The organism is Cronobacter condimenti 1330, from assembly GCF_001277255.1.
Lineage (GTDB): Bacteria > Pseudomonadota > Gammaproteobacteria > Enterobacterales > Enterobacteriaceae > Cronobacter > Cronobacter condimenti.
On sequence record NZ_CP012264.1, the window covers coordinates 2788363 to 2808365 of the forward strand.

The 20003-nt window shown below is 57.6% G+C and carries 18 protein-coding genes and 1 riboswitch; of the genes, 8 read left to right on the forward strand and 10 right to left on the reverse strand.

The features are described from left to right. Position 1 precedes the first annotated feature (1 nt). The 5 genes from mdtD to yegS all read left to right on the forward strand — a co-directional run bounded on the left by mdtD (position 2) and on the right by yegS (position 6424). Positions 2-1417, forward strand: a complete 1416-nt coding sequence (mdtD, locus tag AFK62_RS12715) for an MFS transporter (protein WP_007676010.1) — start codon at positions 2-4, stop codon at positions 1415-1417. Next, the gene (baeS, locus tag AFK62_RS12720; RefSeq protein ID WP_007676008.1) at positions 1414-2838 is read left to right on the forward strand and encodes an envelope stress sensor histidine kinase BaeS; all 1425 of its coding nucleotides are present in this window, start codon (positions 1414-1416) and stop codon (positions 2836-2838) included. Before mdtD ends, baeS begins: the two co-directional genes overlap by 4 nt. Next, positions 2835-3557, forward strand: coding sequence for an envelope stress response regulator BaeR (gene baeR / locus AFK62_RS12725; RefSeq protein ID WP_053531952.1), 723 nt, complete (start codon positions 2835-2837; stop codon positions 3555-3557). The genes baeS and baeR overlap by 4 nt, the downstream gene beginning before the upstream one ends. Before the next feature lie 356 nt (positions 3558-3913). Continuing rightward, a complete protein-coding gene (gene trhP / locus AFK62_RS12730) occupies positions 3914-5275 on the forward strand; it encodes a prephenate-dependent tRNA uridine(34) hydroxylase TrhP (protein WP_053531953.1) in 1362 nt (453 codons plus the stop codon). A gap of 249 nt (positions 5276-5524) precedes the next feature. Then, positions 5525-6424, forward strand: coding sequence for a lipid kinase YegS (yegS, locus tag AFK62_RS12735; protein ID WP_007675999.1), 900 nt, complete (start codon positions 5525-5527; stop codon positions 6422-6424). A gap of 113 nt (positions 6425-6537) precedes the next feature. Here yegS and fbaB read toward each other — a convergent pair whose 3' ends face one another. The 3 genes from fbaB to thiM form a co-directional block, all read right to left on the reverse strand. Beyond that, positions 6538-7590 carry a class I fructose-bisphosphate aldolase gene (fbaB, locus tag AFK62_RS12740; protein WP_007675990.1) on the reverse strand — a complete coding sequence of 351 codons (1053 nt, stop codon included), beginning with the start codon at positions 7588-7590 and terminating at the stop codon, positions 6538-6540. Between the two features lie 147 nt (positions 7591-7737). Further along, positions 7738-8538 carry a bifunctional hydroxymethylpyrimidine kinase/phosphomethylpyrimidine kinase gene (gene thiD, locus AFK62_RS12745; protein ID WP_007675988.1) on the reverse strand — a complete coding sequence of 267 codons (801 nt, stop codon included), beginning with the start codon at positions 8536-8538 and terminating at the stop codon, positions 7738-7740. Beyond that, positions 8525-9322, reverse strand: coding sequence for a hydroxyethylthiazole kinase (gene thiM, locus AFK62_RS12750; RefSeq protein WP_007675986.1), 798 nt, complete (start codon positions 9320-9322; stop codon positions 8525-8527). Before thiM ends, thiD begins: the two co-directional genes overlap by 14 nt. A gap of 33 nt (positions 9323-9355) precedes the next feature. Then, positions 9356-9452: riboswitch (TPP riboswitch) on the reverse strand. A 256-nt stretch (positions 9453-9708) separates the two neighbouring features. On the opposite strand from thiM, the gene AFK62_RS12755 reads away from it, so the two are divergent. Next, positions 9709-10035: an RcnB family protein gene (locus AFK62_RS12755; protein WP_007675984.1), complete on the forward strand. Its 327-nt coding sequence runs from the start codon at positions 9709-9711 to the stop codon at positions 10033-10035. Between the two features lie 351 nt (positions 10036-10386). Then, complete coding sequence (locus AFK62_RS12760; protein WP_032984587.1) at positions 10387-12117, forward strand: ABC-F family ATP-binding cassette domain-containing protein; 1731 nt, start codon at positions 10387-10389, stop codon at positions 12115-12117. Between the two features lie 118 nt (positions 12118-12235). Here AFK62_RS12760 and AFK62_RS12765 read toward each other — a convergent pair whose 3' ends face one another. From AFK62_RS12765 to AFK62_RS12785, 6 genes are all read right to left on the reverse strand, one after another. Next, the gene (locus AFK62_RS12765) at positions 12236-12799 is read right to left on the reverse strand and encodes a hypothetical protein (RefSeq protein WP_007675980.1); all 564 of its coding nucleotides are present in this window, start codon (positions 12797-12799) and stop codon (positions 12236-12238) included. Positions 12800-12806: 7 nt separating this feature from the next. Beyond that, positions 12807-13346 carry a hypothetical protein gene (locus AFK62_RS22875; protein ID WP_007675974.1) on the reverse strand — a complete coding sequence of 180 codons (540 nt, stop codon included), beginning with the start codon at positions 13344-13346 and terminating at the stop codon, positions 12807-12809. 290 nt (positions 13347-13636) lie between these two features. Then, entirely contained in the window at positions 13637-13783 is a 147-nt protein-coding gene (locus AFK62_RS22880; RefSeq protein WP_235509456.1) for a hypothetical protein, read from the reverse strand. Between the two features lie 103 nt (positions 13784-13886). Next, a complete protein-coding gene (locus tag AFK62_RS12775) occupies positions 13887-15431 on the reverse strand; it encodes a methyl-accepting chemotaxis protein (protein ID WP_007675972.1) in 1545 nt (514 codons plus the stop codon). A 110-nt stretch (positions 15432-15541) separates the two neighbouring features. After that, positions 15542-16267 (reverse strand): two-component system response regulator BtsR, encoded by a 726-nt coding sequence (gene btsR, locus AFK62_RS12780; protein WP_007675968.1) that lies wholly within the window; start codon positions 16265-16267, stop codon positions 15542-15544. Next, positions 16264-17949 (reverse strand): sensor histidine kinase, encoded by a 1686-nt coding sequence (locus AFK62_RS12785; RefSeq protein WP_007675965.1) that lies wholly within the window; start codon positions 17947-17949, stop codon positions 16264-16266. The genes btsR and AFK62_RS12785 overlap by 4 nt, the downstream gene beginning before the upstream one ends. Before the next feature lie 112 nt (positions 17950-18061). Between AFK62_RS12785 and AFK62_RS12790 the strand changes: the two genes are divergently transcribed. After that, a complete protein-coding gene (locus AFK62_RS12790) occupies positions 18062-18487 on the forward strand; it encodes a GNAT family N-acetyltransferase (RefSeq protein WP_007675962.1) in 426 nt (141 codons plus the stop codon). Positions 18488-18551: 64 nt separating this feature from the next. On the opposite strand, the gene apbC is transcribed toward AFK62_RS12790, so the two are convergent. Beyond that, the gene (gene apbC / locus AFK62_RS12795; RefSeq protein WP_007675960.1) at positions 18552-19661 is read right to left on the reverse strand and encodes an iron-sulfur cluster carrier protein ApbC; all 1110 of its coding nucleotides are present in this window, start codon (positions 19659-19661) and stop codon (positions 18552-18554) included. Positions 19662-20003: the final 342 nt, after the last annotated feature.

The following is a 20003-nucleotide window of genomic DNA, read 5'->3' on the forward strand; positions in this document are numbered from 1 at the left end:
TATGACCGACCTGCCCCAGAACGTGCGCTGGCAATTGTGGATTGTCGCCTTTGGCTTTTTTATGCAAGCCCTGGACACCACTATCGTTAACACCGCCCTCCCCTCCATGGCCGCAAGCCTTGGAGAAAGTCCGCTGCGGATGCATATGGTTATCGTCTCCTACGTGCTAACGGTCGCGGTAATGCTGCCTGCCAGCGGCTGGCTCGCGGACCGCGTTGGGGTGCGCAATATCTTCTGCTGCGCCATTGTGCTCTTTACGCTCGGGTCGCTGTTTTGCGCCTGGTCCTCGACGCTCAATGAACTGGTGGCCTCGAGGGTGTTACAAGGCGTCGGCGGCGCGATGATGGTGCCAGTGGGCAGGCTGACGGTAATGAAAATCGTCCCGCGCGAACAATACATGGCAGCGATGACTTTCGTGACGCTGCCAGGCCAGGTGGGGCCGTTGCTCGGCCCGGCGCTCGGCGGTTTACTGGTGGAATACGCCTCCTGGCACTGGATCTTCTTGATTAATCTGCCCGTTGGGATCGCAGGTGCCGCTGCGACGCTGTGGCTGATGCCGAACTACACCATGCAAACCCGGCGTTTCGATTTCTCCGGCTTTTTGCTGCTGGCGTTTGGGATGGCGGCGCTGACCGTGGCGCTTGATGGCTACAAGAGCACCGGCCTTTCCGCCGCCGGGCTCGGCGTGCTGGTGGCGGGCGGCAGCGCGGCGGTGTTGTGTTATCTCTGGCATGCGCGCGGCAATGAACGGGCGCTGTTCAGTCTGCGGCTTTTCGAGACCCGGACCTTTTCGCTGGGGCTGGCTGGCAGCCTCTGCGGGCGGATAGGCAGCGGCATGTTGCCGTTTATGACGCCGGTCTTTTTGCAGATTGGCCTTGGCTTTTCGCCGTTTCACGCGGGGCTGATGATGATCCCGATGGTGCTTGGCAGCATGGGGATGAAGCGCATCGTGGTGCAGGTGGTTAACCGTTTTGGTTACAGACAGGTGCTTGTTGTCGCAACGCTTTCGCTTGCGCTCGTGAGCCTGCTTTTTATGGGCGTGGCGCTCGCGGGCTGGTACTGGCTACTGCCGGTGGTTCTGCTGTTACAGGGGATGGTGAACTCGGTGCGTTTTTCCGCGATGAACACACTGACGCTGCGCGACCTGCCGGATGAGATGGCGAGCGGCGGTAACAGTATGTTGTCGATGGTGATGCAGCTTTCCATGAGCCTTGGCGTGACGATTGCGGGCCTGTTGCTCGGCGCGTTCGGCCATAACCACCTCGCGGCCGACAGTCGCGACGCCCATGGGATTTTTTTATGGACCTACCTGTGTATGGCGCTAATTATCGCCCTGCCCGCGCTGGTATTCGCCCGCGTCCCGGATGATGTGAGTAAAAACGCCGTGATAGCACGGCGTAAAAGGAGAGCGTCATGAAGTTCTGGCGGCCCGGCATTACGGGTAAGCTTTTTCTGGCCATTTTCGCCACCTGCATTCTGTTGTTGATAACGATGCACTGGGCGGTGCGCTTCAGCTTTGAGCGCGGCTTTATTGACTACATCAAACATGGCAATGAGCAGCGGCTGGCGCTGTTAAGCGACGCGCTGAGCGAGCAATACCAGCAGCATGGCGACTGGGGATTCCTGCGTCATAACGATCGTGTCGTGTTCCAGATTTTGCGCTCGTTTGAGCGCGATAATGCCCACGACGGCCCGCCGCCGCCGGACAGAGGACCGCCGCCGCATCTGCCGCCGCACGGCTGGCGCACACAATTTTGGGTCGTGGATGCCGCGCAAAATGTGCTGGTCGGCCCGCGCTCGCCGGTGCCGCAGGATGGCGCACGCCGCGCGATTGTTGTCGACGGCTCGCGTGTGGGCTGGGTTATCGCCTCGCCGGTGGAACGCCTCACGCGCAGCACCGATATTAATTTTGATAAACAACAGCGGCGCACCAGCTGGCTTATCGTCGCGCTCTCGACGCTGCTCGCGGCGGCAGCCACGTTACTGCTCGCCCGTGGTCTGCTGGCACCGGTCAAACGGCTGGTGGAAGGCACGCACCGGCTGGCGGCAGGCGATTTCACGACGCGCGTTGTCGCCACCGGCCAGGATGAGCTGGGCCGCCTCGCGCAGGATTTTAACCAGCTCGCCAGCACGCTTGAGAAAAACCAACAGATGCGCCGGGCATTTATGGCGGATATCTCCCATGAACTGCGCACGCCGCTCGCGGTTTTGCGCGGTGAACTGGAGGCGATTCAGGACGGTGTTCGGCAGTTTACGCCAGACTCGGTCGCCTCATTGCAGGCGGAGGTCGGCACGCTGACCAAACTGGTGGACGATTTACATCAGCTCTCGCTCTCAGACGAAGGGGCGCTCGCCTATCAGAAAAAACCGCTGGAGATTGTGACGCTGATAGAAGTGGCCGCCGGTGCGTTTCGTGAACGCTTCGCGGCGCGCGGGCTTATGCTGAACCTCTCCATGCCCGAGAGCGTAACGTTATTTGGTGACCGTGACCGGCTGATGCAGCTTTTTAATAATCTGCTCGAAAATAGCCTGCGCTACACGGATGCAGGCGGCGGCCTGTTGATTCATGGCGAACGTCAGGCGCAACGTTTTGTGCTGCGCTTTAGCGACAGCGCGCCGGGCGTGAGCGATGAACAGCTCAGCAAACTTTTTGAGCGCTTTTACCGTGCGGAAGGCTCGCGTAACCGCGCCAGCGGCGGCTCCGGCCTGGGGCTTGCCATTTGCGCGAATATCGTGGCGGCGCATGGCGGCACGATTTCCGCCGATCATTCCTCATCAGGCGGTGTTAGCATTACCGTATCCTTACCGCTTGATGCTGTTCTTCCGGGAGACGTATGACAGAGTTACCGATTAATGACAAAACCCCGCGCATTCTGGTTGTTGAGGATGAGCCAAAACTCGGCGCGCTGCTGGTAGATTATCTGCGTGCGGCCAGCTATGCCCCAACGCTGATTAACCATGGCGATCAGGTGCTGGCGTATGTACGCCAGACGCCGCCGGATCTGATTCTGCTGGATTTAATGCTGCCCGGCACCGACGGGCTGACGCTATGCCGCGAAATCCGTCGTTTCTCCGAAGTGCCGATTGTGATGGTGACCGCGAGGATTGAAGAGATAGATCGCCTGCTGGGCCTGGAGATTGGCGCGGATGATTACATCTGCAAGCCGTTCAGCCCGCGCGAAGTGGTGGCACGCGTAAAAACGATCCTGCGCCGCTGCAAGCCGCAGCGCGATATCCAGGCGCTGGATGCCCAGAGCCCGCTGATTATTGATGAAGGACGCTTTCAGGCAAGCTGGCGGCAAAAAGCGCTCGATCTGACCCCTGCCGAATTTCGCCTGCTGAAGACGCTCTCCAGCGAGCCGGGCAAGGTGTTTTCCCGCGAGCAACTGCTAAACCATCTTTACGATGATTACCGCGTCGTGACCGACCGCACCATTGACAGCCACATCAAAAACCTGCGCCGCAAGCTGGAGGCGCTCGACGACGACCAGCCGTTTATCCGCGCCGTATACGGCGTGGGCTACCGCTGGGAGGCTGATGCAGGGCGAGTAGTGTAGATATCACCTACACGGTTGATACGCGGGCCCGATGAAGATGCACGCCCGGTAACCGGTTCCGTTCGCCAGAACGCTGATTCACGCGAATGTGTTAAGGGGGGCTCGCCGCCGCCCTTAACAATCCCGGCTTGCGGCCAAAGGACAGCTGCCAGGGAAAATACACGGCATCGGCGTTGGGTTTTGTGGTTTCGCAGGTGTAAGCGCAGCGCACCACCTCACTTCCATAAGCCTCCCCGTAACGGTTTGCACCCCTGCGTCACTGGCGCTACAATTCCCGCCCTTAACGTGGGGGTAAACGTGCCCCCTACCGCTTCACTGTTGAAGCGGGTCTGACCTGTCATCAGAACGAGTTCATCATGTTTAAACCAGAATTACTTTCGCCTGCGGGAACGCTGAAAAATATGCGTTACGCATTCGCCTATGGCGCCGACGCTGTTTACGCCGGGCAACCGCGCTACTCGCTGCGCGTGCGCAATAACGAATTCAACCACGAGAATCTCCAGCTCGGCATCAACGAAGCCCACGCGCTGGGTAAAAAATTCTACGTCGTGGTCAATATCGCGCCGCATAACGCTAAGCTGAAAACCTTTATCCGCGACCTTAAACCGGTGGTCGAGATGGGGCCGGATGCACTGATTATGTCCGACCCGGGCCTGATTATGCTGGTGCGCGAGCACTTCCCGCAGATGGATATCCACCTGTCGGTCCAGGCCAACGCGGTTAACTGGGCGACCGTAAAATTCTGGCAACAGATGGGCCTGACGCGCGTCATTCTCTCCCGCGAGTTATCGCTTGAAGAGATTGCCGAAATTCGCGAACAGGTGCCGGAGATGGAGCTTGAAATCTTCGTACACGGCGCGCTCTGCATGGCCTACTCCGGCCGCTGCCTGCTTTCCGGCTACATCAATAAGCGCGACCCGAACCAGGGCACCTGCACCAACGCCTGCCGCTGGGAATATAAAGTTCAGGAAGGCAAAGAAGACACGGTGGGCAATATCGTGCACATCCATGAGCCGATCCCGGTACAAACCGTTGAGCCGACGCTCGGCGTCGGCGCGCCGACCGATAAAGTCTTCATGATTGAAGAAGCCCAGCGCCCCGGTGAGTACATGACCGCGTTCGAGGATGAACACGGCACTTACATCATGAACTCCAAAGATTTGCGCGCCATTCAGCACGTTGAGCGACTCACTAAAATGGGCGTGCACTCTCTGAAAATCGAAGGCCGCACCAAATCGTTCTATTACTGCGCGCGCACCGCACAGGTGTATCGTCGCGCCATTGACGACGCCGCCGCAGGCAAGCCGTTTGACCCAAGCCTGCTGGAAACGCTGGAAGGTCTGGCACATCGCGGTTACACCGAGGGGTTCCTGCGCCGCCACACGCATGATGATTATCAAAATTACGAGTACGGTTATTCCGTCTCGGATCGTCAGCAGTTTGTCGGCGAATTCACCGGCGAGCGTCACGGGCAGCTTGCCGCCGTGGCGGTAAAAAACAAATTCAGTATTGGCGACAGCCTTGAGCTGATGACGCCCCAGGGGAATATCAGTTTTACGCTGGAGCACATGGAAAACGCCAAAGGCGAAAAAATGGACGTGGCGCCAGGAGATGGATATACCATCTGGATGCCAGTTCCTGAGGATCTCTCACTGGAATACGCGCTGTTGATGCGTAATTTCACTGGACAGACCACGAGAAATCCACACGGTAAATAATTTATAAGGGTTATTTTTACCGCGCGAATGGATCTTCGAATGGGATCACAAACGGTTATGTTTAAAGTGGTTATTATTCCAGGCGCTGAAAAACATAATCCATAAATGCCAGTTGTACCAGGAACCACCTCCTTCAGCCTGCGTAAACTCCCTTACGCAGGCTTATTTTTTTGTCCTTTCAGCCAGTTCTTAAGCGACTCGCCAGACTCTGCGATAAACTCTGTGAATGCGTATTCACAGGAGTAGATCATGTCTCGTTCCCCCGGTTCGTTTCTGATTTTAAATGGTAAAAGCGCGGATAATGACGTGCTGCGCGGCAGCATAAAATTGCTGCGGGACCAGGGCCACCCGCTGGATGTGCGCGTGACCTGGGAAAATGGCGACGCGGCGCGTTATGTGAAAGAGGCGGCAGAAAGTGGCGCGCAAACGGTGATCGCAGCAGGCGGCGACGGGACCATTAACGAAGTGGCGGCGGCGCTGGTATGCGTACCCGCGGAAAAACGTCCGACGCTCGGTCTGCTGCCGCTCGGCACCGCGAACGATTTTGCGACCAGCGCGGGCGTGCCGGACGATATCGAACTGGCGCTGAAACTGGCGGTAGAAGGCCGCGCCGTACCGATAGACATTGCGCAGGTGAATGACAAAGCCTGGTTTATTAATATGGCGACGGGCGGTTTCGGCACGCGCATCACCACCGAAACGCCAGAACGGTTGAAGGCGGCGCTCGGTGGCGTGTCGTATCTGATCCACGGCCTGATGCGCATGGACGCCCTGAAGGCGGACCGCTGCGACATCCGCGGCGAGCATTTCCACTGGCAGGGCGACGCGCTGGTGATTGGCATCGGCAATGGCAGACAGGCAGGCGGCGGGCAGGAACTGTGTCCGGATGCGCTGATTAACGACGGGCTATTACACCTGCGGATTTTTACCGGTGAAGAACTGCTCCCCGCACTCTTCACCACGCTGACGCAGCCGGAAGAGAGCCCCAATATTATCGACGGCGCCTCGGCGTGGTTTGAGATAACCGCGCCGCACGAGATTACCTTTAACCTTGACGGCGAGCCGCTGAGCGGCAGGCAGTTCCGTATCGAAATCCGCCCCGGCGCGTTGCACTGCCGCCTGCCGCCGGATTGCCCGCTACTGAAATAAAGGGTGTGCGGGACGTACGGCGGGTGGTGCTAACGCATACCCCCGTATCCCCTTTCTCTTTACAAAAAAACGCGCCCGCAGGCGCGTTTTTTACAGGCTGACGTCAACTGTTATCAGGCGATGGTTACACGTTTATCCAGATAAACGTCTTGCACCGCATTTATCAACTTCACGCCGTCGGCCATCGTTTTCTTAAACGCCTTACGGCCCAGGATAAGCCCCATGCCGCCTGCGCGTTTGTTAATCACGGCGGTACGCACCGCGTCGGTCAGATCCGCTTCGCCACCGGACGCGCCGCCAGAGTTAATCAGCCCTGCGCGCCCCATATAGCAGTTCGCCAGCTGATAACGCACCAGGTCAATCGGGTTATCGGTAGTCAACGTGCTGTAAACGCGCTCATCGGTATAGCCAAACTTCAGCGCCGTATAGCCGCCGTTATTTTCCGCCATCTTCTGCTTCACGATATCCGCGCCGATGGTGGCTGCCAGATGGTTCGCCTGCCCGGTCAGGTCGGCGCTGGAGTGGTAATCCACGCCATCTTTCTTAAAGTGGCTGTTGCGCAGGTAGGCCCACAGTACCGTCACCATGCCAAGCTCATGCGCGCGCTCAAACGCCGCAGAGATCTCTTCAATCTGGCGACGGGACTCTTCAGATCCAAAATAGATGGTCGCCCCGACGGCCACCGCGCCCATATTGAACGCCTGCTCGACGCTGGCGTACAGGGTCTGATCGTACTGGGTCGGGTAGCTCAGGGTTTCGTTGTGGTTAATCTTCACCAGAAACGGAATGCGGTGTGCGTAGCGGCGCGACACCGAGGCCAGAACGCCATAAGTCGAGGCCACGCAGTTGCAGCCCGCTTCAATTGCCAGCTCGATAATATTTTTAGGATCGAAGTACATTGGATTGGCGGCGAACGACGCGCCTGCCGAATGCTCAACGCCCTGGTCAACCGGCAGAATGGAAAGATACCCCGTGCCCGCAAGACGCCCGGTGTTATAGAGGGTCTGCATATTTCGCAGTACTGCCGGAGGGCGATTATTATCCACCATCACGCGATCGACATAATCGGGTCCTGGCAGGTAGAGCTGGTCGGAGGAAATGGTCGTACAGCGGTGCTGTAACAGACTATCGGCATCATTGCCGAGCAACTGCACTATATCAGTCATCATACGCTCCCGTAATTGTCGGCGGACGGTGGCCCGCCGGACGAAAAGATTCCTTACCCGCCCATTAACTGGGCAGTCTAAGCGTGGACCTGTTTAGCACAGATTGCCAGACCCGAGCGCATTTTCAGCTAATTCTGCTGGCTCGCTTCACCACCATGCATGAAAATGATGAACCGGCCCGATCCCCTCGCCCACCTCCAGACTATCTGCCTGTTGCAGCGCCTGCGTAAGCCAGGCTTTTGCGGCGTTCACAGTCTGCACCCAGTCGTCGTGCCGTGGGCGTAAGGCCGCGAGCGCGCTGGAAAGCGTACAACCCGTGCCATGCGTATTTTTGGTCGCAACGCGCGTAGCCGTAAAGCGCGTCGCCCCGTCGCGGGTGAAAAGCCAGTCCGGGCTTTCGTCATCAATCAGATGCCCGCCTTTCATCAACACCGCCTCGCAGCCAAGCGCGAGCAACGCCTCGCCCTGCTGGCGCATTTCCGCTTCGCTGCGGGCATGCGACGTTTCAAGCAGTGCCGCAGCCTCTGGCAGGTTTGGCGTGATGATCGCCACCTGTGGCAGCAGATGTTCACGCAGGGCGCGCACCGCCGACGGACTTAACAGCGGATCGCCGCTTTTCGCGAGCATCACGGTATCCAGCACAATATTGCGCACCCGGTAATGAGCGAGCCGCTCGGCCACCGCTTCGACAATGTCCGTTTCTGCCAGCATGCCGATTTTCGTGGTATCGATGCGTACATCGCTTAATACGGAATCGAGCTGGGCGGCGACAAAGGACGGCTCAATGCGGTAAACCGACTGTACGCCGCGGGTGTTCTGCGCCACCAGCGCGGTGATAACCGATGTGCCGTACGCACCTAACGCCGAGAAGGTTTTAAGATCGGCCTGAATGCCTGCGCCGCCGCTTGGGTCAGTACCGGCGATGGTAAGCGCATTAATGCGTTTCATGGCGACCTCCGCAAGCTTGAACGTGCAGGCTATCAAGCAAGGCGGTGGCGAAACTACCCGGCCCGTGCGAGGCCGCAAGCGCCGCTTCGCCCGCGCGTTTCATTAACCAGCAGGCGGCCGCGACATTCTGCAGGCGGTCGCCCGCAAGCGCGCTGCAGGCGGCGACAACAGCAGACAGCGCGCAACCGGTGCCCACGACGCGCGTTAACATGGCGGTGCCGCCGTGCACGGCAACCGTACGTTCACCATCGGTAATGAAATCCACCTCGCCGGTCACGGCGACAATCGCGCCACTCCGGCGTGCGAGGGTTATCGCGGCCTCGCGGGCCAGATGCGTGCTTTCGGTTGAGTCAACGCCGCGCCCACCGGTGCTCTCGCCCGCCAGCGCCCGGATTTCTGAGGCATTCGCGCGGATGGCGGCGGGTTTGCGCGCCAGCAGTTCGTGTGCAAAGGAGGTTCGTAACGTCAGCGCGCCAACTGCGACTGGATCGAGCGTCCAGGGTTTACCCGCCGCGCAGGCGCTATCGATAGCCGCGCGCATCGCCTGCTGCTGCGGGCGTGTCAACGTCCCAAGATTAATCAACAGAGCATCCGCGATTGCCGCAAACTCGGCGGCTTCCTCGGCGTCCACCACCATCGCGGGTGAGGCACCAAGTGCTAACAGAACATTCGCGGTAACATTTTGCACGACATCATTGGTGATACAGTGCACCAGTGGCGCGTGACGACGAAGTTGGGTGACAACAGGCGCGGCATGGGTGCCGCAAAGCAGGTCGGAAGACATGGTTCTCTCCTGCCAGGCGCGAAGACGGGATACCGGACAGGCATCTGACTTCCCTACGCTGGCATTATCCAGATCAGGTAATACGGGTATTTCTCAGCCCATCAGAGATGGGGCACCCCGAGTCATGTGAATCACGCCCCAGCCGGATAAAACAGCCAGGCGGATTCTGCTCCAGGATAATGCCAGCGGCGCGTCTGGCATACAAGGTATTAATTATCCCGCAAGCGCCCTGACTGTGCCGTCGTAATCCCGCCCTGCGCTGATTGCTATCCGCTTCATTTTTTTATACATAATTAACCTTGCCCGACCGTGTATGGCGCTGGAATGATAGCGGCCTGGCGGTAACAAAAATCAAGGGGCGCTGCGCGCTCACATGTGGAGAAGGTATGTTGAAAACCAGAATGATCGTAGCGGGAGTGCTGTTGATGTCGGTGGCCTCTGCATTCGCCGCGGACGCCGTAAAACCCAAAACCATCGATAGCTATGAAGTGAAGGAGTTTATCTCCGATTCGCACAAATTCACTATCGGGGACGTAGTGCCGGATCTCTACCGCACCGAGGAATACAATATTAAGCAGTGGCAGATCCGCAATCTGCCTGCGCCGGAAGCGGGCACCCACTGGACCTATATGGGCGGCTACTATGTGCTTATCACCGACGCCGAAGGCAAAGTCGTTCGCGCCATGAACGGCGATATCTTCTATCACCGCTGACCGTTGCGCCTGAAGCCCCCGGGGTTTCAGGCTTCTTTCCCCTTCTCGCCTTAATCCCACAGACTGCACACATCTAAATGTTGGGAGTGGCGAAAAAACGTCCCCCTCGGTACACTCGCTGTACCCATAAACCTGATAAATATAAAGGAGGACTCTTATGCTGTGCTGTGAATTGTTTGACTATTCACATCATTTTGGCGATCGCCAGAGCTCAGGCATTACCGGTTTCGTGCTGCGATAACTGGACCCTGAGCGAAGATCCCATCACATAATCCCTTCTCCAGGGCTTACCAGATTATCGTCAGCGATGTTTGACGAGGCATTCTCTTGCCTGAACATTCTGAGTAAGCGATGAGCACATTATTGACTGCGCATTCTCTGCGTATTGACTCCCCGTTCGGCCCCGTGCTGAGCAATGTTTCTTTTACCCTGAAAAAAGGCGACCGCATCGGGCTTATCGGCCATAACGGCTGCGGCAAAAGTACACTCCTGAAAGCACTGGACGGCACCCTGTCACCGGCGGAAGGCGTCGTCACGCGCGCGGCACGCTGTCTGCTGGCGCGCGTGGAGCAGCACCTGCCTGAAGAACTGCATCACCAGACACTGCTCGGCGCGCTGCTGGCGCGCCTGCCGGAGGCCGAGCGCGAAAGCCGCGCATGGCAGGCGCAGGCACTGCTGGCGAGCATGGGTTTTGGCGAAGCCGTCTGGACGCTAACGGCAGGTTCGCTAAGCGGCGGCCAGCACACGCGTCTGCTGCTGGCGCGCGCGTTGATCCTCACGCCCGACTTGCTGTTGCTCGACGAGCCGGGCAACCATCTCGACCTGCCAACCCTCCTGTGGCTGGAGCAGTTCCTCTTGCGCTGGAACGGCAGCCTCGTGCTGGTCTCCCACGACAGCGCGCTGCTGGACAGCGTCACCAACCGCACCTGGGTGCTGCGTGACGGCGAGTTGCAGGCATTCGATCTCCCCTGCACTGCCGCCCGTGCTGCGCTTGCAGCGCGCGATGAAACCGACGCCCTGCGCCGCAAAGCGGAGCAAAAAGAGATAGACCGCGTGACGGCCAGCGCCAAACGGCTCGCCACATGGGGCCAGGTGTATGACAACGAGGATCTGGCGCGCAAAGCGAAGCAAATGGAAAAGCAGGTGGCGCGTCTTAAGGAAGAACAAACCGAGCTGGCCCAGGGCAGCCGCTGGCGGCTGACCCTGACCGGTGACGCGCTGACGGCAGACCGTCTGCTTGAGATGGAAAACCTGGCGGTCAGCGCCGCGCCCGGTTCGCCCACGCTCTTTACCCTGCCGCTTGCACGCCTGAAAAGCGGTGACCGCGTGGCGTTGCTTGGCCATAACGGCTGCGGTAAATCGTCACTGCTGCGCCTGCTGTGGCGGCAGTGGCAGAGGCAAACGGCGCAGCCTGGCATCACCTTTCATCCGCGCGTGTCGCCTGGCTATTACGATCAGTCGCTGCGTCAACTCCCTGATGGCGCCACGCTGCTGGAGGCGCTGGAACCGTTCTCGCCTGAGCTACAAACGCGTAAGCTTGCGCTTATCAGCGCCGGTTTTCCGTGGGCACGACACGGGCAACACGTACAAACGCTCAGCGGCGGCGAGCGCTCTCGCCTGCTTTTTGTCGGGCTGTCGCTCGCGCGTTATTCGCTGCTGATGCTCGACGAGCCGACCAACCATCTGGATATGGAAGGCAAAGAGGCGCTGGCGCAGACCCTGCAAACCTTCGAAGGCGGGCTGCTTCTGGTGACGCACGACAGAACGCTGATGGAGGCAAGCTGCAACCGCTTCTGGCTCGTGGAGGGTGGCGTTCTCAGCGAATGGCATAACCTGGAAGCGTTGCTGGCGCGACTGCGCGAAGCGCCTGCGGCGGCCACATCAGCGGCCTCTGCCAGTGAGAGCCCGGCCCCGCAAGCGACCGCGCCTGAGCATGAAACCCATCTGCTGGAACGGCTGGTGGCGCTTGAGACCCGGCTTAACGCCGATCTCGAACGCAAGCCGCGCCATCAGAAACCGGCCTTACAGGCGCAGTGGCGGGAGGAGATAGCACATATCAGCGCCGCGCTGGGGCTGGAATAAACCAAAAAGCCGCCCTGACAGGCGGCTTTTTTACGTAACGCAATAGTGTCCTGAAATATTCAGGGAGCTACAGCCTCTATGACTTTATTTTGTTGAACCGATGTGTTCGCGAAGAGGCCTACTTACGCACGATGCGATTATGCAGACCAAGCGCAATGGTTTTAACGAAGGATTCGCTATTAACACAACGCACGCCAAATACTATTAATATGATTCCCAACAGTGCCCCAAAAACATTCCAGTACCCGTCACTGCCTGAGCTATAAAGGGTCAGCATAACGCGAATAAAGAAAATCAGGTTAACCAGCACAGCAAGCGAAATGAGTCCCAGATAAAGCTGCAATGCACGTAAATATCCCCTTGCGACCCACATCATAGCCGGAATGATAAGCAGGCAAAAAAGAAGATTGGTTATCAGGACACCAATAATAAATGCGGGATCCGGCAACGCCAGGCTATCAGAAACTGCCACCCAAAGATTAACTTGCGGAATGGCAAAACTAATCACTGACAGCACCATACTGAAAATTAACGGCAAACCAAAACTGCGCCAACCGACTGGCAAACTGACTTTTTCTTTAAGTTGCTTTTTGAGCAACTCAGGTGCGTCTGATCCTGTGGTTTTAATCCCATTCTCGACAAAGCGAGCCAGTTCAAAACTTCTTTTTAAATAATTAAACATCCCTAATCTAACGACTCCCTGCCAGTGAAAACGACTGGATAAGACCAATAACAAACTGGCCGGTTTTTGGTAAGTTTTGCGGATTCCTGATGGTTCCCGAGACAGCGCTCCCTGCAAAAGCAGATGCATTATTGAATGCTTTAATTAATTCATATTGCAAGCTTTTTTGTATAGCTTCTGTGGGGTATCGAACTGGATAAGCGCCAGCTTTAATGAGAGCTTTTATCCCGTCATTAGAGATGCCTGGATTTCTGTTACGTATGATTTCAATCGTTATACGTTTACGTTCATGTCGACTTAATGTCCTGAACCAATCAAGTGCCTTTGCCGAAGAGCCTGCTTTCATTGCCATATAGGCCTTAATTGTACTTTTAAGAGCGACACTCGCACCAGCAATGGAAATGACATCTAACGCAGTCATCGTAGAGGCATACCATTCCTGAGAATCTAACCAGGCGACATTTTCTTCGTAACCATAACCCATAGCGAATAAGCGACCAACGCCTACCGCGCACTGGAAACCTGTAGCTACTGTTCCCGCAGTCATAATGCCCGCAATGATACCTGTTGCTCCTGCCGTAAAAGGAATGACTAGTGTTGCACTGACAGCGATAAATGCGGTCGCAACTAACGCACCACAAGATATGGCCGTCGAAGTTATTTCCGTTGTCAGTGAGGGTGCCTGCAGTGGTTTTGTTATCGCTCTTGCTACATTCTGAGGGAATGTATCATTTACCTTTGTAACGATAACGTGGCTAACCGTAGCTTGATTGGGTGTCGCGATACGTCGTGAGGGCCTTACAAGCCAGTCACTTATTCCGTTGGAATATATGATGCCTACATTGCTGAAGTCATGCGTACGATCCAGTTCTTTTGCAAGCGCATCAAAATTGAAATCAATGGCTCCCGGCCCGCCCCACGTAAGGGGTTATCAAAACGGGGGAGATTATCAGGCGTGTTCATTCCTGTTAAATAGTCTGACATGTCATTTCCTTCTGAACCTGTTCAAGATTCAGCAAGGCTATAAATTTATAAAACCAAAAAGCCGCCCTGACAGGCGGCTTTTTTATAGCGTATACGCAGACGATCAGGCCGAGAGGCGGAACTTCTGCACGGTGCTTTGCAGCTCTTCGGTCTGGCGCTCCAGCGCGGCGGCGGCGGCGGAAACCTGCTCCACCAGCGAGGCGTTCTGCTGGGTGACCGTATCCATCTGAGTGATGGCAAGCCCGACCTGCGAAATGCCTTTGCTCTGCTCTTCCGAGGCGGAGGCTATCTGTTTGATGATGCTGCTGACGTTTGACACGCCACGATAAATTTCAGCCATGGAATCACCCGCCGCATTCACCAGCTCGGATCCCCTGTCGATACGCTCGACCGATTCGGTTATCAGCGTTTCGATTTCGCGCGCGGCTTCGGCGCTGCGGCTTGCGAGGTTGCGCACTTCGCCTGCCACTACCGCGAAGCCACGGCCCTGTTCGCCTGCTCGTGCAGCTTCCACCGCGGCGTTCAGCGCCAGAATGTTAGTCTGGAATGCAATGCTGTTGATGACGCTTGTGATATCAGCGATTTTCTTCGAACTGCCGGAAATGCCCTGCATCGTCGCGATGACATCCTGCGCAAGCTTCCCACCCTGACCGGCGTTTTCCGAAGCGGCATGCGCCAGCTCGCTCGCCTGACGGGCGTTTTCAGCATTCAGACGTACGGTGGAGGTCAGCTCTTCCATACTGGCGGCGGTCTGCTCCAGCGCCGCAGCCTGCTCTTCGGTACGCGACGAGAGATCGTTGTTGCCTGCCGAGATTTCAGACGCGCCGCGCCAGATATTTTCACTGCCGTGGCGGATGGCGCTGACGGCCTCGCGCAGCTGATCCTGCATCGCGGTCAGCAGCGGCACCAGTTTACCGACACAGTTGCGGCCAAACGGCTCAACCGGCTGGCTGAGATCGCCACCAGCAATCAGAGTGAAATGGTTGCGGATTTTCTCAAGCGGCTTGACCAGCAGCGCCACCAGATAGCGGTCGGTCAACAGCAGCAGCATCAGGCCAATGATGACCGCGATAATAATCACCGTTTTGGTGGCGGTGGTCATCGCATCGACGCTTTCACGCGTGGCGTCGAGCTTGCTGCCCGCTGCGGCGTTGAATTTCTCAGCGCTTGCGCCAAACGCGCGGCTGAACGCCGGGGTCACCTTGCCCGCATGGGCGCGGTACGCCTCGGGGGTGCCCTCACGCGCCAGCTTCATCTGCGGAATCACGCCTTCGTTCAGCAGCTTTTGCCAGTCGGTAATCACTTGCTGTGAAACGGCCGGATCCAGCGGGCCTGGCGAGAGTTTTTTAAACTGGTCCAGCTGGCGTGACATGCTGTCGAGCGCCTGCTGGACGGATTCGAGCGATTTGGCGTCCGGCGTGCCATTTTCCATGGCGCGGGTCAGACGGGTGACAAAGCGGAAATACTGGTCGTTACCTTTGCTGAGCACGGTCATCTGTGACACCAGCTGGCGGTCCACGCGGTTGCCATCGGCCATCGCCGAAAGCGAATAGACGCTGTAGACGCCCACGGCTGCCCATAACACGCAGAGTACGCCAAGCACCGTCAGCATTACTGCGCGGATGGAAAAGTCTTTAAGCAGGCCCATCAAGAAGTCCTCATTTTTGCCCGATACGGATATATCCTCCGTTATCGGCAAACGAGGCAAAAGATGTACAGAGCGGCGATATTTATTTTAGTACCGGTACTATTGGCCGGTTAACCGCGCAGCCCGAGCGCCTCTTTAAGCGTTTTAAGATAACGGCGGCTCACCGGCACCGTCTGTCCGTGGCGCAGCAGCAGCTCCGCCTGGCCGTTCTCTTCCAGCCGGATCTCTTTCAGATGCGCCATGTTAACCAGATATTGTCGGTGACAGCGCATCAGCGGCGTGCGGCTCTCAAGCGTGCGCAGCGTAAGCTCCGTGAATCCTTCCTGCCCCTGCCCGCTGGTAACGTACACGCCGCTCATACGGCTTGCCACAAACGCCACATCCTCCATTTGCAGCAGATAAATGCGGCTGTGGCCGGTGCAGGGAATAAACTTCAGCGCTTCCTGATGCTCAGTGAGCGGCGACATATCCTGCTCGCGGCGCGCATGGCGCATCCGCGCCAGCGTTTTTTGCAGGCGCGCGGTTTCGATGGGTTTTAAGAGATAATCAAACGCGTGCTCTTCAAACGCCTTGATAGCGTATTCATCAAACGCGGTGAGGAAGACTATCCACGGGCGGGTGTCGGGGTCGAGCATACCGACCATTTCGAGGCCGGAGATGCGCGGCATCTGGATATCGAGAAACACGACATCGGGGCGCAGGCGATGCACCGCCCCGATGGCCTCTACGGCGTTGGCGCATTCGCCCACCACCTCAATATCCGGCTCCTCTTTTAGCAACAAGCGCAGATTTTCCCGCGCCAGCGGCTCGTCATCGACAATCAGCACGTTAATCATGTCGTTCCCTCCAGCGGTAAACGTAAGGTAATTCGGGTAAAGCGGTCCTGCTCACAGGCGACCGAAATGCCGCACCCGTCGCCGAAGCGCGCGCGCAGTCGTTTATCCACCAGGCTCATGCCAAGCCCGTTGCCGGTGGCGTTGGGTTGATAGAGCCCGGCGTTATCTTCAATTTCCAGCACCAGATGGTCAGCGTCACGGCTCGCGCGCAGGGTAATTTCACCCACCCCCAGCAGCTGTGAGGTGCCATGCTTAATGGCATTTTCCACAATCGGCTGCAACGTGAACGCGGGGAGCTTGATATGGCTCAGTTCAGCAGGCAGGTTGAGGCTCACCTGCAGATGAGACTGAAACCGCGCCTGTTCAATTTTCAGGTACGCGTTGACGTGTTCTATTTCATCAGCAAGCGACACCACTTCCGTCGGGCGCTTGAGGTTTTTGCGAAAGAACGTAGAAAGGTACTGCACCAGCTGGCAGGCCTGTTCGCTGTCGCGGCGGATCACCGCCATTAACGTGTTAAGCGCGTTAAACAAGAAGTGCGGGTTTACCTGCGCGTGCAGCAGTTTGATTTCTGATTGGGTCAGTAACTGCTTCTGGCGCTCATACTGCCCCGCCAGTATCTGCGCGGAAAGCAGCTGCGCTATCCCCTCGCCCAGCGTGCGGTTGATAGAGCTGAACAGGCGGTTTTTCGGCTCGTAGAGCTTGATGGTCCCGACCACTTTGCGGTTTTCGCCGCGCAGCGGAATAACCAGCGTTGAGCCAAGTTTGCAGTTCGGATGCAGTGAGCAGCGGTACGGCACCTCGTTGCCGTCGGCATAGACCACTTCGCCGGATTCGATAGCTCGCAGCGTCCAGGGCGACGAGATCGGGCTGCCGGGCAGATGGTGATCCATCCCGATGCCGGTAAAAGCGAGGAGCTGTTCACGATCGGTAATGGCAACCGCGCCGATGTCTAATTCCTGGCGGATCACCTGCGCGACCTTCATGCTGTTTTCGACGTTAAAGCCCTGTCGCAGGATCCCTTCGGTCGCGGAGGCGACCTTCAGCGCCGTGGCGGAAAACGCGGTGGTGTATTTCTCAAACATGGCGCGTTTATCAAGCAGAATGCGCATAAACATCGCGGCCCCGACAGTATTGGTGACGACCATCGGCGCGGCGATGTTTTGCACCAGGTGCAGCGCATCGCCAAACGGGCGCGCGATGAGCAAAATAATGCCCATCTGGACGATTTCGGCCACCAGCGTAATGGCGCCCGCCGTGAATGGATTAAAGATTTTATCGGTGCGCCCGCGGCGAATCAGCCAGCGGTGGACGATGCCGCCGAGCAACCCTTCGACAATCGTTGATACCATGCAACTTAGCGCCGTCATCCCGCCGAGCGAATAGCGGTGCAACCCGCCGGTGAGCCCCACCAGCCCACCGACCAGCGGCCCGCCAAGCAGCCCGCCCATTACGGCCCCGATGGCGCGGGTGTTGGCGATGGAATCCTGAATATGCAGCCCGAAATAGGTGCCCATAATGCAGAAACCGGAGAACGTGACGTAACACAACAGCTTGTGCGGCAGACGAATCGACACCTGAATGAGCGGAATAAACAACCGCGTTTTACTCATAAGCCAGGCGATAACCAGAAACACGCACATCTGCTGGAGCAGTAATAACACCAGATTAAACTCGTACACGCCCACGCTCCGGTTGCGATTAAGAGCGCGTAAAATACGCTGCTGTGCCATAACTTTCTATGAAGAAAACCAAAAAACCATGAGTGAGCGTCGTTTATTAAGGAGGTAGCGCGTGAACATCAGACCCTGGCAGGAGAGCGATCGCCCTTTTTTGCGCACGATTTATTTACATGCCCGCCGCGAGGGGTGGCCATGGCTTGACAGCAGCGAATGGCAACTGGAGGATTTCGACGCCGACACGCTCGGCGAAACGATTCTGGTAGCAGAAGAGGACGGGCACCGGCTCGGTTTTGCCTCAATTGCCGGGAGCGATAACTTTCTGCACCATCTGTTTGTGGCACCGGACGCTCAGGGGCGCGGCGTCGGTACGGCGCTGCTGACGGCTGTGCAGGCGCGGTTTACCAGCACCGGCGCGCTGAAATGCTTATCGAAAAACGAACATGCCCTGCGCTTTTATGAGCATCACGGTTGGGTGCGAGAGGCAAGCGGCGAAGCGCCGGAAGGCGCCTACGAACTGCTGCATTTTCGTCAGTCATAACACCAATAAAAACGCCTCCCGAAGGAGGCGTCTGGTCAGGCATTCAGCGTAACGCGCTCGCGCATTACACCGCGCGGAAGGCGATATCGCCAGGGATGACTTCACCCTGCCAGTAAAGCTGTGCCGCCACACGGCCCGCCAGTTGACGGTAAATGGTGGTGAATTCGCTTTCCGGGCGGGAAACGACGGTCGGCTGACCGCGGTCGAGATCTTCACGCAGGGAGATGTGCAGCGGCATCTGGGCCAGCAGCTGCGTGCGGTACGTTTCCGCGAGCTTCTGCGCGCCACCAGTGCCGAAAATCGGTTCGTGATGGCCGCAGTTGCTACAAATGTGCATGCTCATGTTCTCGACGATCCCAAGCACTGGCACTTCGACTTTCTCAAACATCACGATGCCTTTTTTGGCGTCGATCAGCGCCACATCCTGCGGCGTGGTGACCACGACCGCGCCGGTGACCGGAATATTCTGCGCAAGGGTCAGCTGAATGTCGCCAGTGCCCGGCGGCATATCCAGTACCAGATAATCGAGATCCGGCCACATCGTTTCCTGCAACAGTTGCAGCAGCGCTTTGCTCGCCATCGGGCCGCGCCAGACCATGGCGTTATCGTCCGTCACCAGATAGCCGATGGAGTTAGTGGCAAGCCCGTGCGACATAATCGGCGCCATATGGGTGCCATCTGGCGAGGTCGGGCGTTCGCCTTCCGCCCCGAGCATCGTCGGCACCGACGGGCCGTAAATGTCAGCGTCGAGGATCCCGACTTTGGCGCCTTCGGCCGCCAGCGCGAGCGCCAGGTTCACCGCCGTCGAAGATTTACCGACGCCGCCTTTACCAGAGCTGACCGCGATGATGTTTTTCACGCCGTTCACGCCCGGCTGGTTTTTCACGCGCTTTAACGTCGCGATATTGTGCGACAGTTTCCAGTCAATAGCGCTTGCGCCGGTCAGACGCAGCAGCTCTGCGCTCACCTGTTCTTTCAGCTCTTCAAACCCGCTACGCCAGACGAACGGCATCAGCAGTTCGATGTGGATGGTGTCATCAAGCCAGGCGACATGATGCAGCGCTTTCAGCGCCGTGAGGTTGTGCTTCAGGGTTGGGTGCTGGAAATTGGCCAGCGTCCCGGCGACCAGCGCACGCAGCGCTTCGGGGGATTTGGCCTGGGATTGCGAATTCATCCCGACTCCTTTGTTGTTCTGATGTTAAAAAATTGCAGTCATAGAATCATAACAGAGTCACAGGGAAGAAGACGATATTAAACGCCTGCGTTGCATTGGCCTGACGTGCGCTATAAGCGAGTCAGGCCAGCGCCCGACAGACAGCAGGGGGCGATTAAATGTCGCCGGGTCGGCGGCGACGCCGCCGGTTAAATTAACCCGCAACATCAGGACATCGCCGATAGCGTTTTCACCTCTGGAGAGAAGCCCGGTTTTATCCGTGATAATAGGGTTCGCAGGCTATCTTCATCGTAGAGAGAGTGATGAGGTTATGCCGCCCCCGCCGCGTCCTGAATTCAGGAT

What these genes read in the sequence shown, in the direction of transcription:
- AFK62_RS12760 (WP_032984587.1), top strand. Translation starts at nt 10,387, where the DNA reads ATGAGCACATTATTGACTGCGCATTCTCTGCGTATTGACTCCCCGTTC.
- fbaB (WP_007675990.1), bottom strand. Translation starts at nt 7,590, where the DNA reads ATGACTGATATAGTGCAGTTGCTCGGCAATGATGCCGATAGTCTGTTA.
- AFK62_RS12765 (WP_007675980.1), bottom strand. Translation starts at nt 12,799, where the DNA reads ATGTTTAATTATTTAAAAAGAAGTTTTGAACTGGCTCGCTTTGTCGAG.
- thiD (WP_007675988.1), bottom strand. Translation starts at nt 8,538, where the DNA reads ATGAAACGCATTAATGCGCTTACCATCGCCGGTACTGACCCAAGCGGC.
- mdtD (WP_007676010.1), top strand. Translation starts at nt 2, where the DNA reads ATGACCGACCTGCCCCAGAACGTGCGCTGGCAATTGTGGATTGTCGCC.
- AFK62_RS22875 (WP_007675974.1), bottom strand. Translation starts at nt 13,346, where the DNA reads ATGACTGCGGGAACAGTAGCTACAGGTTTCCAGTGCGCGGTAGGCGTT.
- btsR (WP_007675968.1), bottom strand. Translation starts at nt 16,267, where the DNA reads ATGATTAACGTGCTGATTGTCGATGACGAGCCGCTGGCGCGGGAAAAT.
- AFK62_RS12775 (WP_007675972.1), bottom strand. Translation starts at nt 15,431, where the DNA reads ATGGGCCTGCTTAAAGACTTTTCCATCCGCGCAGTAATGCTGACGGTG.
- AFK62_RS22880 (WP_235509456.1), bottom strand. Translation starts at nt 13,783, where the DNA reads ATGTCAGACTATTTAACAGGAATGAACACGCCTGATAATCTCCCCCGT.
- AFK62_RS12755 (WP_007675984.1), top strand. Translation starts at nt 9,709, where the DNA reads ATGTTGAAAACCAGAATGATCGTAGCGGGAGTGCTGTTGATGTCGGTG.
- baeS (WP_007676008.1), top strand. Translation starts at nt 1,414, where the DNA reads ATGAAGTTCTGGCGGCCCGGCATTACGGGTAAGCTTTTTCTGGCCATT.
- baeR (WP_053531952.1), top strand. Translation starts at nt 2,835, where the DNA reads ATGACAGAGTTACCGATTAATGACAAAACCCCGCGCATTCTGGTTGTT.
- thiM (WP_007675986.1), bottom strand. Translation starts at nt 9,322, where the DNA reads ATGTCTTCCGACCTGCTTTGCGGCACCCATGCCGCGCCTGTTGTCACC.
- trhP (WP_053531953.1), top strand. Translation starts at nt 3,914, where the DNA reads ATGTTTAAACCAGAATTACTTTCGCCTGCGGGAACGCTGAAAAATATG.
- yegS (WP_007675999.1), top strand. Translation starts at nt 5,525, where the DNA reads ATGTCTCGTTCCCCCGGTTCGTTTCTGATTTTAAATGGTAAAAGCGCG.
- apbC (WP_007675960.1), bottom strand. Translation starts at nt 19,661, where the DNA reads ATGAATTCGCAATCCCAGGCCAAATCCCCCGAAGCGCTGCGTGCGCTG.